Below are 14,135 nucleotides of genomic sequence, written 5' to 3'. Positions count from 1 at the left end.
TTCTTGGTACGGAGCTTTGCCATGGCCTCGCCAGCCTTTACATCTTTTCTTCCCCGGTTCGGCGTTGCCGCAGCAGTCACCAGTGTGCTCAGTCTTGGCGGATGCCAGACCTGGAATGCCCAGGACACGCTACCGCCGACCTCCGGTGTGCAACCGCTCAAAGGGCTGGCGCAAAACGTCTCCGTGCGACGCAATGCCATGGGTATGCCGCTGATCGAAAGCAGCACCTTCCACGATGCCTTGTTCACCCTCGGCTATGTGCACGCCACTGATCGCATTTACCAGATGGTCAGCATGCGGTTGCTGGCCCAGGGCCGCCTGGCGCAAATGTCGGGCCCACAGATGCTCGACGCCGACCGTTACATGCGCGCAGTGAACCTGAAGAAAAGCGCCGACGAACTCTATAAAGCCTCCTCGCCTCGCCTCAAGCGCTTCTTTGAAGTCTATGCGCGCGGGGTCAACGCTTACCTGTTCCGCTATCGCGACAAGCTGCCAGCAGACCTGGCTGCCACCGGTTACCAACCGGAATACTGGAAACCGGAAGACTCGGCGCTGATTTTCTGCCTGCTGAACTTCAGCCAGTCAGCCAACCTGCCGCAGGAAATTTCCGCGCTGGTCATGGCGCAAACCGTCACCCAGGACAAGCTGGCATGGCTGTCGCCGTCCTATCCGGACGAAAAACTGCCGTTGGCGGAAACCGACAAACTCCAGGGCATCAAGCTCAACGGTACGATCCCAGGCCTTGCCGAGGTGGCTAACGCTGGCGAGCAACTGGGCACGTTGAACATGCTCGGCGGCACGGCATCGAACAACTGGGCGATCGCCCCACAACGCAGCCGCAGCGGTAAAAGCCTGCTGGCCAGCGACAGCCAATTGCCGCTCGGCGTGCCGTCGCTGTGGAGCTTCGTGCAGATTCGCGCCCCGAAATACCAGGCTGCCGGCGTTTCCATCGCCGGCTTGCCAATGGTCCTGGCCGGTTTCAACGGCCAAGTGGCTTGGAGCATGACGGCGGTGCTGGGCGACAACCAGGACCTGTTCCTGGAAAAACTCAAGCGCCAGGGCAACGGCCTGAGCTACGAAGTTGCGGGTAAATGGCAGCCAGTGATGGTGCGCAACGAAACCTACTTCATCAAAGGCCAGCGACCGATTCGCGAAGCCGTGTACGAAACCCGCCACGGCGCCTTGCTCAACAGCGCCCAAGGCACTGCGCTGGGTAATGGCTTCGGCCTGGCCTTGCAGCAACCCAATTTGACCGACGACAAGAGCCTGGACGCGTTCTTCGACCTGACCCGCGCGCAGAATGTGGAAAAAGCCTCGGACGCCAGCCGCGAAATCCGCGCGATTGCCCTGAACATGGTGTTTGCCGACGCTCGCAACATCGGCTGGCAGGTTACAGGCCGCTTCCCCAACCGTCGCGAAGGCGAAGGCTTGCTGCCATCCCCCGGCTGGGAAGGCCGCTACGACTGGGACGGCTACGCCGACCCGATGCTCCATCCGTATGATCAGGACCCGGTGCAAGGCTGGCTCGGCACCGCCAACCAGCGGGTGATTCCTCACGGTTACGGCATGCAGCTGTCCAATTCATGGGCCGCACCCGAGCGCGGCGAGCGCATCGCCGAACTGGCTGGGAGCGGCAAACACGACAGTCGCAGCATGATTGCCATGCAATACGACCAGACCAGCCTGTTTGCCAGCAAATTGAAGAAAATGTTCGAGTCGCCCGGCATGTCGGCGCCGCTCAAAACAGCCATCGCCGCCCTGCCCGCCGCCGAGGCTGGCAAGGCACGCGAGGCCTACAGCCGCCTGATGGCCTTTGACGGCAAGCTCAGTGCGACCTCGACTGACGCGGCGATCTACGAGTTGTTCCTGCAGGCCAGCATGCAGCAGATCTTCCTCGACGAATTGGGGCCGCAGAACAGCCCGGCCTGGAAAGCTTTTGTTGCCAGCGGCAAGTTGTCCTACTCGGCGCAGGCTGACCATTTGCTCGGCCGCGAAGACAGCCCGTTCTGGGATGACGCCCGCACCCCGCAAAAGGAAGACAAGCCGGCGATCCTTGCCCGTAGCCTGGCCGCCGCCATTTCTGCTGGCGAAAGCCAGATGGGCGGTGACCGCAAAGCCTGGCAATGGGGAAAACTGCACCACTACGAATGGAAGGACGTGCGCGGCCAGACTGTGCGCGCGCCTATGTCCGCCGGTGGCGATCACACCACCCTGAACATGTCCGCCTACACCTGGGGCCAGGACTTCAACGTCACGCTGGCACCGGCGATGCGCTTTATCGTCGACTTCGCTCAGGCAGAACCGTTGCAGGCGCAGAACGGCAGTGGTCAGTCCGGTAATCCGGCCAGTCCCAGCTACCTGAACGGTATCGAACCGTGGCTCAAGGGCCAGTACCAGAGCCTGCCGATGCAGCCGCAGAACTTCGACAAGGTCTATGGCAAGACGCGCCTGACCCTGGTGCCCGGAAAGTAAACTCGCGGGGACCGGTGCCTGGGGCACACCGGCTCAGTCAGCCCAGGCTCCATGCTGGTGCAGTCAATCCTTCGCGCCCATTTTTGGGCGCGAATCTGCCCAGGACTTTTGTTGAATCATCTTTTAAAACGCTTGTTCGGGACTCTGGTTCGGAAATTGCTACTTTCATAAGGTCTTACGCTTTCCAGTAACAATAATTCTGCGCCACAAGCGCTCATATTGGTTCTTAGGGATTGAATAATGAAAAAAGCATTGCTGACCCTTTCTGCACTGGCGTTGTGCATGGCCGCGGGTTCCGCGCTGGCCAAAGAATACAAAGAGTTGCGATTTGGTGTTGACCCCTCCTACGCGCCGTTCGAATCCAAAGCAGCGGACGGCAGCCTGGTTGGCTTCGATATCGATCTGGGCAATGCGATCTGCGCCGAGCTGAAGGTCAAATGCAAATGGGTCGAAAGCGATTTCGACGGCATGATCCCTGGCCTCAAGGCCAATAAATTCGACGGTGTAATCTCTTCGATGACCGTTACCGAGGCCCGCGAGAAGGTTATCGACTTCTCCAGCGAGCTGTTCTCCGGCCCCACTTCATTCGTGTTCAAAAAAGGTTCTGGGCTGACCGCCGATACCGCATCGCTCAAGGACAAGGCTGTCGGCTACGAGCAAGGCACCATCCAGGAAGCGTATGCCAAGGCCGTGCTGGACAAGGCCGGGGTCAAGACCAAGGCTTACGCCAACCAGGACCAGGTCTACGCCGACCTGATTTCCGGGCGTCTCGACGCGTCGATCCAGGACATGCTGCAAGCCGAACTGGGCTTCTTGAAGTCGCCACAAGGCGCCGACTATGAAGTCAGCAAACCCGTTGACAGCCCACTGTTGCCAGCCAAGACCGCTGTCGGTATCTCGAAAGGTAACAAAGAGCTGAAGGCCCTTCTCGATAAAGGTATCAAAGCGTTACACGATGATGGCACCTACGCCACCATTCAAAAGAAACACTTTGGTGATCTGAATCTGTACAGCGGCAAATAATGCCCGGCGCCCATCCTCGTGATGGGCGCCTTTTTTTCGCTATCAGGTTGCTGACTTCATGTTTGAACAACTCCTACAAAACCTGGGGCTCTCAGCCTTCAGCTTGAAAGGCTTCGGCCCCCTGCTGATGCAAGGCACCTGGATGACCATCCAATTATCGGTACTGTCGCTGCTGGTGGCCGTGTTACTCGGCCTCCTGGGCGCCAGCGCCAAACTCTCAGCTTCCAGACTGCTGCGCATACCCGCGCAGTGCTACACCACGTTGATTCGTGGGGTGCCGGACCTGGTGCTGATGCTGCTGATTTTCTACAGCCTGCAAACCTGGCTGACGTCCCTGACCGACCTGTTGGAATGGGAATACATCGAGATCAACCCGTTCAGCGCCGGGGTCATCACCCTGGGCTTTATCTACGGTGCCTATTTCACCGAAACCTTCCGTGGCGCGATCCTCGCCGTGCCCCGCGGCCAGGTTGAAGCCGCCACCGCTTACGGCCTCAAGCGCGGCCAGCGTTTTCGCTACGTGGTCTTCCCGCAGATGATGCGCTTCGCCTTGCCGGGTATCGGTAACAACTGGATGGTGATGCTCAAGGCGACTGCACTGGTGTCGATCATCGGCCTGGCCGACCTGGTCAAGGCCGCCCAGGATGCCGGTAAAAGTACCTACCAGCTGTTTTACTTCCTGGTGCTGGCAGCGCTGATCTACCTGCTGATCACCAGCGCGTCGAACGTTGTCCTGCGCTGGCTGGAACGGCGTTATGCCGCCGGTGCCCGGGAGGCCGTACGATGATCGAACTTCTGCAAGAGTACTGGCGCCCGTTCCTGTACAGCGACGGCTACCACATCACCGGCCTGGCGATGACGATGTGGCTGCTCAGCGCCTCGATCTGCATCGGCTTCCTGGTGTCGATCCCGCTGTCGATTGCCCGGGTTTCACCGCATTTCTACATCCGCTGGCCGGTGCAGTTCTACACCTACCTGTTCCGTGGCACGCCGCTGTATATCCAGTTGCTGATCTGCTACACGGGGATCTACAGCCTCGCCGCGATCCGCGCGCAACCGGTGCTCGACGCGTTCTTTCGCGACGCGATGAACTGCACGATCCTGGCCTTCGCCCTGAACACCTGTGCCTACACCACGGAGATTTTCGCCGGGGCGATTCGCAGCATGAACCACGGCGAAGTCGAGGCTGCCAAGGCCTATGGCCTGACGGGCTGGAAGCTGTATGCCTACGTGATCATGCCTTCGGCCCTGCGCCGTTCGTTGCCCTACTACAGCAACGAAGTGATCCTGATGCTGCACTCCACCACCGTGGCCTTCACCGCGACCATCCCGGACATCCTGAAAGTCGCGCGGGACGCCAACTCGGCAACCTTCCTGACGTTCCAGTCGTTCGGCATCGCCGCGTTGATCTACCTGGCCGTAACCTTTGCCCTGGTCGGTCTGTTCCGGGTTGCCGAACGCCGCTGGCTGGCATTTCTCGGACCAACTCACTAGCTCTCACGTTGCAGGACACTCACGCACATGCGCCACCAGATTCATGACTTGCTTGCCCCGCTGCCGGGCACCGCACGCCAGATCCACAGTTTCCACTTTGGCCCGACACAGGCCCAGGGCAAGGTCTACATCCAGTCCTCACTGCATGCCGACGAACTGCCGGGCATGCTGGTGGCCTGGCACCTCAAACAACGCCTGGCCCAACTCGAAGCCGAGGGCCGCCTGCTCAGCGAGATCGTGCTGGTACCGGTGGCCAACCCGATTGGCCTCGAACAGGTGTTGATGGACGTGCCCCTGGGTCGCTACGAGCTGGAAAGCGGGCAGAATTTCAACCGTTGGTTTGTCGACCTCGGCGAAACGATCGGTCACGAAATCGAAGGCCAGCTCAACCAGGATCCGCAGCACAACCTGGCACTGGTGCGCCGGACTTTGCGTCAGGCATTGCTGCGCCAAAGTGCCGCCACGCAACTGCAGTCCCAGCGCCTGGTGCTGCAGACCCTGGCCTGCGATGCCGACATGGTGCTGGACCTGCACTGTGACTTCGAAGCCGTCACCCACCTGTACACCACGCCCCAGGCCTGGCCCCAGGTCGAACCGCTGGCGCGCTACATCGGCGCCGAGGCCAGCCTGCTGGCCACTGACTCCGGCGGCCAGTCATTCGATGAGTGCTTCACCCTGGTGTGGTGGCAGTTGCAAGAGCGCTTCGGCGAACACTTCCCGATACCCTCTGGCAGCTTCTCGGTGACCCTGGAGTTGCGTGGCCAGGGCGACGTCAACCACCCACTGGCCAGCCTCGATTGCCAGGCCTTGATCGACTACCTGACGCACTTTGGTGACATCGACGGCCGAATCCAACCCCTGCCGGACCTGCCCTACCCGGCCACGCCACTGGCGGCGGTGGAGCCGGTCGCGACTCCGGTCGGCGGCTTGCTGGTGTACTGCGTGCTACCGGGAGAGTACCTGCAGGCCGGGCAATTGATCGCCGAGATCATCGATCCGATCAGCGACCGGGTCACGCCGGTCCATTGCACCAACGAGGGCCTGCTGTATGCCCGCTCGACCCGCCGCATGGCCACCGCTGGCATGGTGATCGCCCACGTGGCGGGCCTTGAGGCCTATCGAACCGGCTACCTACTTTCGCCTTGAGGATGTTCACTCCATGTACAAATTGACCATCGAAGGCCTGCACAAAAGCTACGGCAGCCATGAAGTCCTCAAGGGGGTGTCGCTCAAGGCCAGGACGGGCGACGTGATCAGCTTGATCGGCGCCAGCGGCTCGGGCAAGAGTACCTTTTTGCGCTGCATCAACTTTCTCGAAACCCCCAACGACGGCGCCATGAGTCTCGATGGCCAGGCAATCCGCATGATCAAGGACCACCACGGCATGCGGGTCGCCGACGAAGCCGAGCTGCAACGCATCCGTACCCGCCTGGCCATGGTTTTCCAGCACTTCAACCTGTGGAGCCACATGACTGTGCTGGAAAACATCAGCATGGCTCCGCGCCGGGTGCTGGGGGTGAGTAAAAAAGACGCTGAGGACCGCGCGCGCCGCTACCTCGACAAGGTCGGCCTGGCTGCCCGTGTGGCGGACCAGTACCCGGCATTCCTCTCCGGCGGCCAGCAGCAGCGGGTGGCCATTGCCCGTGCACTGGCGATGGAGCCGGAAGTCATGCTGTTCGATGAACCGACCTCCGCCCTGGACCCGGAGTTGGTGGGTGAAGTGCTCAGGGTGATCCAGGGGCTGGCCGAAGAAGGCCGGACCATGATCATGGTCACCCATGAAATGAGCTTTGCGCGCAAGGTGTCCAACCAGGTGTTGTTCCTGCACCAGGGCCTGGTGGAAGAACAAGGCACGCCCGAGGATGTACTGGGCAATCCCCGAAGTGAACGGCTCAAGCAATTCCTCAGTGGCAACCTGAAGTAGCGGTCAGTGGGAGCGCTGGCTCCCACTGCGCTCCTTTGCCCCGGCTTAAGCCTGGTACTCCAGCCTGAAGCTGCCATTTTCGATGCGGATGCCATCGGCATCCGTGCCGCTGAAGGTACCGGTAAACTGCGTATCCCCAACGACCGTCAACGTCAGGCTGCCCAGCGGGTACAACTCCGCTTCGCTGATGCCCGTCACATGGATGACCGAGGGTAACCCGACCTGGAGCTGGTACGCGCCGGCCTGGATGTCGTCTGGCAGATACAGGTAGAAGCCTTCCCCCGCAGCGTTGACCGCCTCGAGGTTGTGCACGCCTTGGCGCAGGTAGTACCGCAAGCCCTCGGTTACCCGAAGCGCCTTCAGGCCGCTGGCGGTATGGATGTCAGCGCTGAAATGACCCGATCGAACTGAACTCATTGGAAATTCCTTTTTCACGACTATGGCTAACCGCTCGCCTCAAGCGTTGTTCAAGCCACGCAGGGGAGCACCGCCGCGATAAAAACACGGCAGACCTGACCATAGGTTTCAAAGGTGAACACAGGTGTTTCGAGGCATGAACGTCCAGTGAACAGCGGTCAACCCTCACCACAGTTCACTGGCGATGCACCAAGAGCCGGACCAATCAGGCCACTGGCGCGGGAGGTGGCTCGTCCGGCAGGGTCGGTTCACCGGGCTCGGTGGGTTGTTCGTTGGGGGTGTCCGGGTCGGGCTGACCGGGGATGCCGCCAGCCTGGGCGACGGGCGGATGGGCTAACAACGACCAGGCCAGTACGCCCACCTGATTGGGCTCAAGCCTTGCCAGTTCGGCACTTACGCGTGGATCGATCTTCATTGGGCACTCCTGGGCGATGGCCCGATCCGCCTTGCGCGGATCCGGGCAGTACACTCCATAGAGTCTACGCTCGCCGAGGAATTCCCACGGTCTGTCCGGACGACTGACTCAGGTGCGCGGCAGGGTCACGCCACGTTGGCCCTGATACTTGCCACCACGGTCTTTGTAGGATACTTCGCACTCTTCGTCGGATTCGAAGAACAACATCTGCGCCACGCCTTCGTTGGCGTAGATCTTCGCCGGCAGCGTGGTGGTGTTGGAGAATTCCAGGGTCACGTGGCCTTCCCACTCCGGTTCCAGCGGCGTGACGTTGACGATGATGCCGCAGCGCGCGTAGGTGCTCTTGCCCAGGCAGATGGTCAGGACATTGCGCGGAATGCGGAAGAACTCAACGGTACGGGCCAGGGCGAAGGAGTTCGGCGGGATGATGCAGACATCGCTCTTGACGTCGACGAAGCTCTTCTCATCAAAGTTTTTCGGATCGACGGTGGCCGAGTTGATGTTGGTGAACACCTTGAACTCATCGGCGCAGCGCACATCGTAGCCATAGCTCGACACCCCGAAGGAAATCAGTCGTTCGGCGCCTTCGCCACGCATCTGGCGCTCGACGAAGGGCTCGATCATGCCGTGCTCTTGCGCCATGCGGCGAATCCACTTGTCCGATTTGATGCTCATGGCGGGTGTCCTGAATAGCGAGGTGGAAAAATTCTGTCCGGCATCTTACCGGGGCGCGCCGCCGGGTTCAAAGTCCGGTACGCATTAATCGCCGATCGCCTTTAATATCGGATACCGCGCGTCGATCACGCGCACCGTCAGTCACGAAAACAGATAAACCTTCGCAAAGACCATTGGCACGTTCCGGAAAAAGGGTTAAGGTGGCGCCACTGTGCTGCTTGTGTCACTGAGAATCTCTACACGATATGTTGAATTTCGATCCAACCATCTACAAGAATTTTTCCTGCTCTTTGCACTCAGTCTCGGCCAGGGTTCTTCCTGAGTCGCAGTTATCTTTGTTCAAGGAGTTACACCATGTCTAATCGCCAAACCGGTACCGTTAAGTGGTTCAACGATGAAAAAGGCTTCGGCTTCATCACTCCACAATCCGGTGACGACCTGTTCGTTCACTTCAAAGCTATCCAATCCGACGGCTTCAAAAGCCTGAAAGAAGGCCAACAGGTTTCTTTCATCGCTACCCGCGGTCAGAAAGGCATGCAAGCTGAAGAAGTTCAAGTTATCTAACTTGTACTGATTTAGTAAAAAAAGCCCCGCCCTCAAAAGCGGGGCTTTTTTGTGCCCGTAGATTTTGTACTCGCTTTCGACACGTGCTTGCGACACCTGCTTGCGGCGCCAGCGGGAGCCGCAAGCAGGCAACAGTTTCTGCCAGGTGACTGGGCGTTACCAGGTCACCCCAAAGCCTGCGGTGTAACGGGTCTTGCTGAAGTCGGCATCATCGGAACCGCTGATGATATCGCGCTCGGCCTTGAGGTTGAGCGATGCCCAGTCCGTGACCTTGTAACGCAAGCCCAGCTCGGCATCGAGGGCAAAGTCGGCGACGCCCGACAGCGGCTTGCCGACTTCACCATTGGTGAAGAACTCCACCGACTTGCCGATCAGGTAACGGTTGTAATCCCACTTCATCGCCAGCGAATAGAAGTTGTCTTTGCCGCCATCCGAATATTCGTAATCGGTGCGGTTCAGCAGTGAGCCGAGGGAGAACGCACCCAGTTCGTCATCCCAGAACTGGTAGCCAGGACCGGTACCGACCGTGCGCTGGCGGGAGAGATCCTCGACCTTGTCGCGCTTGTAGGTCAAACGCCCCTGCCAGAACCATTGATCGGTAATGAAGCGGTCAAGGGAGTACTCGGCCCGCCAGTTGTCGGTAGTCACTACCTCATCCTGGAACTCGCGGTTGTATTCACCTTCTGCGGTATGACGCCACTTGCCATGTCGGGCGGAAGTCTTGAAATCCACGTCATAGTCGTCGGTGTCATTTTCCGCCCGCTGATAATCCAGGGCGACATCGACATTGCCCTTCCACACCAGATCCTCGACCACCGGCTTAGGCTTGAGAATCTGCTGGATACTCGCCAATTCGACGGTCTTGGGGGTTTCGCCATTGGCCAAGGTGACCTTGCCCTCATCGGCCGCCTGCAGGGACTTGGCTTTTTCACCAGTGTAGGCATCCTGCTTGACCAGCAGCTCCTGGTCACTTTCCAGGGTCTTGACCTGTTTCCAGTCGATCGGGATGGCTCCAGCGTATTCGGTCTGGATCAGCAGTTTGCCGCCGTCAAAGAGCTTGATCTTGCCACTCAGGCGATCGCCATTCTTTAACCAGACGGTGTCGCCGAGTGCAGGAGCGCAGGCACTGATAGCGGCGAGGCAGAGCAGAATTCTGGACGGCATAAACAAGGACAAGCCTCAGGTTCGCGAAAAAAAGGCGGCATTATCCCTATAGAGAAAGCCTGAGCAAGGACTGACCGGGGTATTTGTGATGAGTTCATTTATCATTGCGTGATCGGCGCTTTACTCTACCAGCGGTGCAGCGCCTGCCCGTCAAGGAACCCAACACGTGAGCGACTGCGAGAGCCAACCTCAGGACCCGGCACAAGTCCGCCGAACGGCACTCTACCTCACCCTGGCCCAAGTGCCCGAAGGCAAGGTAGTGAGTTACGGCCAACTCGCCGAACTGGCCGGCCTGGGTCGGGCTGCGCGCTGGGTCGGGCGCACCCTGAGCCAATTGCCCGGCGACAGTAAACTGCCCTGGCACCGCGTGCTCGGCGCAGGCGGACGTATCAGCCTGGCCGTTGGCACCCCCTCGGGCGACGAACAACGCGCGCGCTTGCGAGCCGAGGGCATCAGTATCCAGAACAATCGTGTTGATATTCAGCGCCATGGCTGGCGTCCGGTAGAGCACAGCGGTTAGAGTGCGCGCTTTGTTTCCGCAATTTTGAGGCAGACTCCAGCCCATGCCCCGTAAAACCTGGCGCGCCGCGCTCGCCGCTTATGCCAGCCCCTCGACGCTCGTGCTGTTGCTGCTGGGTTTCGCCGCCGGCCTGCCCTACATGCTGGTATTTTCGACGCTTTCCGTCTGGCTGCGCGAGGCCGGTGTGGCCCGCGAAACCATTGGCTATGCCAGCCTGATCGGCTTGGCCTACGCCTTCAAATGGGTGTGGTCGCCGCTGCTCGACCAATGGCGCCTGCCCTTGCTCGGCAAGCTCGGCCGTCGTCGCTCCTGGTTGGTGCTGTCCCAAGCTTTGGTGATTCTCGGCCTGATCGGCATGGGCTTCTGCGACCCGCAAAAACACCTGTCCTGGCTGATCGCGATCGCGGTGGTGGTGGCTTTCGCCTCGGCCACCCAAGATATTGCCGTCGACGCCTACCGCCTGGAAATCGCCGACGACACGCGCCAGGCTGCCCTCGCCGCCAGCTATATGTCCGGCTATCGGGTGGCCGCCCTGCTGGCAACTGCCGGCGCACTATTCTTTGCCGAAGGCTTTGGCTCCACCGGATTCAATTACCAGCACTCGGCCTGGACCGGTACCTACGTGCTGTTTGGCCTGTTGATGGTCCCGGCGTTGCTGACCAGCCTGTTCATGCGCGAACCGCCCGTACCCTTGCGCACCCAGCTGTCCGCCGGACGCTACAGTTTTGTCCACCAACTGGCATCGGTGTTCGTGCTGATTGTGTTGCTGGTCTCGGTACCGGCGATGTGCACCCAGCTCTACAACACTGACTTTGCCAGCGTGCTGTTCGGCGACACCAGCCTGCTCGACTTGCTGCTCGAAGACCGCGCCTTCCTGCGCGCCATTCTCTACATCACCCTCACCGGCATGTGCCTGTCGACCATGGGCCGCCGGGGCCTGGCGCCAGTTCTGACACCAATCAACGACTTCGTCATGCGCTATCGCTGGCAGGCATTCCTGCTGCTGGGGCTGATTGCTACCTATCGGATGTCCGATACGGTGATGGGCGTCATGGCCAACGTGTTCTATATCGACCTGGGCTTCACCAAGGACCAGATCGCCGGGGTCAGCAAGATTTTCGGCCTGATCATGACCCTGGTGGGTGCCGGCATGGGCGGCCTGCTGATCGTGCGCTTCGGCATCCTGCCCATACTGTTCATCGGCGGCGCGGCGTCGGCCGGCACCAATATCCTGTTCGTGATGCTCGCCGACATGGGCGCCAACCTGCAGATGCTGATTGCCACCATTTCGCTCGACAACTTCAGCTCGGGTCTCGCGACGTCGGCCTTCGTGGCCTATCTGTCGAGCCTGACCAACCTGAAGTTCTCCGCCACCCAATACGCCCTGCTGAGCTCGATCATGCTCCTGCTGCCGCGCCTGATCGGCGGTTATACCGGGGTCATGGTGGAAAAATTCGGCTATCACGACTTCTTCATCATCACCGCCCTGCTCGGCGTGCCGACGCTGATCCTGATCGCCATACACTGGTTCCAGGAAAGCCGGCGCGAAGGTCCGACCCCGACACCTGGGCCCGTGACGAACACCAGCACCCTCGAAGAATCCTGACAAACGCCCGGGGTGCGGGGCTTTCCCCGCCTCAGGGCGACACCACGGACCGCACGCCTGTACGCCAGCACATCTCGCCCGTACAATGCTCCGTCATTTCTAGTCTTCAGCAACCGACAACGGCCTACCATGCGCACCAGTCAATTTTTGCTCGCCACACAGAAAGAAACGCCTTCCGATGCGGTCGTCATCAGCCATCAGCTGATGCTGCGCGCCGGCATGATCCGCAAACTCGCCTCGGGCCTGTACACCTGGCTCCCCATGGGCCTGCGGGTAATGCGCAAGGTAGAAGCGGTCGTTCGCGAAGAAATGAACGCCGCCGGCTCTCTTGAAGTGTTGATGCCGAGCACTCAACCGGCTGAGCTGTGGCAGGAATCCGGGCGTTGGGAAGAATACGGCCCTGAGCTGCTGCGCTTCAAGGATCGCCATGGCCGCGATTTCTGCGCCGGTCCGACCCACGAAGAAGTGATCACCGATCTGATGCGCAACGAGTTGAGCAGCTATAAACAGCTGCCAATCAACCTGTTCCAGATCCAGACCAAATTCCGCGATGAAATCCGCCCACGCTTCGGTTTGATGCGCGGCCGCGAATTCATCATGAAGGACGCCTACTCCTTCCACGCCGACCAGCCTTCGCTGCAGGTCACCTATGACCGCATGCACCAGGCTTACTGCAACGTATTCACCCGCCTGGGCCTGAAATTCCGTCCAGTCGAGGCGGACAACGGCTCGATCGGTGGCGCCGGTTCCCACGAGTTCCACGTTCTGGCCGAATCCGGCGAAGACGACATCGTCTTCAGCAACGGCTCCGACTACGCAGCCAATATCGAAAAAGCCGAAGCCGTGCCACGGGAAACCTCCCGTCCTGCGCCAAGCGAAGAGCTGCGCCTGGTGGATACACCAGAGACCAAGACCATCGCGGCACTGGTGGAAAAATTCAATCTGCCGATTGAAAAGACCATCAAGACCCTGATCGTGCACGCCGAAGAAGCCGGCAAGCTGGTTGCCCTGGTCATCCGTGGCGACCACGAACTCAACGAGATCAAGGCCGCTAACCAGCCTGGCGTTGCCAGCCCGCTGGTCATGGCCGGCGACGCCGAACTGCGTGACGCCATCGGCGCCGGCGCTGGCTCCCTGGGCCCATTGAACCTGCCGCTGCCGATCATCATCGACCGCTCGGTGGAGCTGATGAGCGACTTCGGTATCGGTGCCAACATCGACGACAAGCACTACTTCGGCGTCAACTGGGAGCGCGACCTGCCGGTTCCAACCGTGGCCGACCTGCGCAACGTCGTGGCCGGCGATCCAAGCCCGGACGGCAAAGGCACCCTGGAAATCAAGCGCGGCATCGAAGTCGGGCACATCTTCCAGCTGGGCAACAAGTACAGCAAAGCGATGAAGTGCGAAGTGCTGGGCGAGAACGGCAAGCCGGTGACCCTGGAAATGGGTTGCTACGGCATTGGCGTGTCCCGCGTGGTCGCAGCTGCCATCGAGCAGGGCAACGACGAAAAAGGCATCATCTGGAGCGACACCCTCGCGCCATTCCAGATTGCCCTGGTACCGCTGCGCTACGAAACCGAACTGGTACGCGAAGCCACCGACAAGCTCTACGCAGAACTGACTGCGGCCGGCTTCGAAGTGCTGCTGGACGATCGCGACAAGAAAACCAGCCCGGGCATCAAGTTCGCGGACATGGAGCTGATCGGCATTCCTCACCGGATCGTGGTCAGTGATCGCGGCCTCGCCGAAGGCAACCTGGAATACAAGAGCCGTACCGAGGCCGAGCCGCAAGCGCTGCCGGTCGCTGACGTACTGTCGTTCCTTCAGGCTCGCATCCGCCGCTGACACCAGATAGAGAAGT

At 60.2% G+C, this 14,135-nt stretch carries 14 protein-coding genes; 10 read left to right on the top strand and 4 right to left on the bottom strand.

The window, feature by feature from the left end; genetic code table 11:
• Positions 1-21: 21 nt before the first annotated feature.
• From QMK50_RS19735 to QMK50_RS19710, 6 genes are all read left to right on the top strand, one after another.
• A complete protein-coding gene (locus tag QMK50_RS19735) occupies positions 22-2,472 on the top strand; it encodes a penicillin acylase family protein (RefSeq protein WP_320333760.1) in 2,451 nt (816 codons plus the stop codon).
• 240 nt (positions 2,473-2,712) lie between these two features.
• Positions 2,713-3,495 (top strand): transporter substrate-binding domain-containing protein, encoded by a 783-nt coding sequence (locus QMK50_RS19730; protein ID WP_095166935.1) that lies wholly within the window; start codon positions 2,713-2,715, stop codon positions 3,493-3,495.
• Between the two features lie 58 nt (positions 3,496-3,553).
• The gene (locus tag QMK50_RS19725; protein ID WP_095166933.1) at positions 3,554-4,282 is read left to right on the top strand and encodes an ABC transporter permease; all 729 of its coding nucleotides are present in this window, start codon (positions 3,554-3,556) and stop codon (positions 4,280-4,282) included.
• Positions 4,279-4,989, top strand: a complete 711-nt coding sequence (locus tag QMK50_RS19720) for an ABC transporter permease (protein WP_095166931.1) — start codon at positions 4,279-4,281, stop codon at positions 4,987-4,989. Before QMK50_RS19725 ends, QMK50_RS19720 begins: the two co-directional genes overlap by 4 nt.
• 27 nt (positions 4,990-5,016) lie before the next feature.
• On the top strand, positions 5,017-6,135 hold the full coding sequence (locus QMK50_RS19715) for a M14 family metallopeptidase (protein WP_320333759.1): 1,119 nt from the start codon (positions 5,017-5,019) through the stop codon (positions 6,133-6,135).
• Between the two features lie 13 nt (positions 6,136-6,148).
• Positions 6,149-6,913: an ABC transporter ATP-binding protein gene (locus QMK50_RS19710; protein WP_095166927.1), complete on the top strand. Its 765-nt coding sequence runs from the start codon at positions 6,149-6,151 to the stop codon at positions 6,911-6,913.
• Between the two features lie 45 nt (positions 6,914-6,958).
• Here the strand turns inward: QMK50_RS19710 and QMK50_RS19705 are convergent, their stop codons facing one another.
• The 3 genes from QMK50_RS19705 to dcd form a co-directional block, all read right to left on the bottom strand.
• The gene (locus tag QMK50_RS19705; protein WP_320333758.1) at positions 6,959-7,330 is read right to left on the bottom strand and encodes a hypothetical protein; all 372 of its coding nucleotides are present in this window, start codon (positions 7,328-7,330) and stop codon (positions 6,959-6,961) included.
• 205 nt (positions 7,331-7,535) lie between these two features.
• Positions 7,536-7,745: a hypothetical protein gene (locus QMK50_RS19700; RefSeq protein ID WP_320333757.1), complete on the bottom strand. Its 210-nt coding sequence runs from the start codon at positions 7,743-7,745 to the stop codon at positions 7,536-7,538.
• 108 nt (positions 7,746-7,853) lie between these two features.
• Complete coding sequence (dcd, locus tag QMK50_RS19695) at positions 7,854-8,420, bottom strand: dCTP deaminase (protein WP_003219273.1); 567 nt, start codon at positions 8,418-8,420, stop codon at positions 7,854-7,856.
• A 354-nt stretch (positions 8,421-8,774) separates the two neighbouring features.
• On the opposite strand from dcd, the gene QMK50_RS19690 reads away from it, so the two are divergent.
• Positions 8,775-8,984 carry a cold-shock protein gene (locus tag QMK50_RS19690; RefSeq protein ID WP_002554837.1) on the top strand — a complete coding sequence of 70 codons (210 nt, stop codon included), beginning with the start codon at positions 8,775-8,777 and terminating at the stop codon, positions 8,982-8,984.
• Positions 8,985-9,140: 156 nt separating this feature from the next.
• Here the strand turns inward: QMK50_RS19690 and QMK50_RS19685 are convergent, their stop codons facing one another.
• Entirely contained in the window at positions 9,141-10,148 is a 1,008-nt protein-coding gene (locus tag QMK50_RS19685) for a DUF481 domain-containing protein (RefSeq protein WP_095166921.1), read from the bottom strand.
• Positions 10,149-10,314: 166 nt separating this feature from the next.
• Between QMK50_RS19685 and QMK50_RS19680 the strand changes: the two genes are divergently transcribed.
• From QMK50_RS19680 to QMK50_RS19670, 3 genes are all read left to right on the top strand, one after another.
• Positions 10,315-10,668 (top strand): MGMT family protein, encoded by a 354-nt coding sequence (locus QMK50_RS19680; protein WP_320333756.1) that lies wholly within the window; start codon positions 10,315-10,317, stop codon positions 10,666-10,668.
• A gap of 43 nt (positions 10,669-10,711) precedes the next feature.
• A complete protein-coding gene (locus tag QMK50_RS19675) occupies positions 10,712-12,274 on the top strand; it encodes an AmpG family muropeptide MFS transporter (protein WP_095166917.1) in 1,563 nt (520 codons plus the stop codon).
• Between the two features lie 129 nt (positions 12,275-12,403).
• Positions 12,404-14,119, top strand: a complete 1,716-nt coding sequence (locus tag QMK50_RS19670) for a proline--tRNA ligase (RefSeq protein ID WP_095166915.1) — start codon at positions 12,404-12,406, stop codon at positions 14,117-14,119.
• The last annotated feature ends 16 nt before the right edge of the window (positions 14,120-14,135 follow it).

The sequence above is a fragment of the Pseudomonas sp. P5_152 genome (genome assembly GCF_033989915.1).
In the GTDB taxonomy this organism is placed as follows: domain Bacteria; phylum Pseudomonadota; class Gammaproteobacteria; order Pseudomonadales; family Pseudomonadaceae; genus Aquipseudomonas.
The sequence above is the reverse complement of the archived record's forward strand: the minus strand, read 5'-3'. Positions and strand labels throughout refer to the sequence as shown.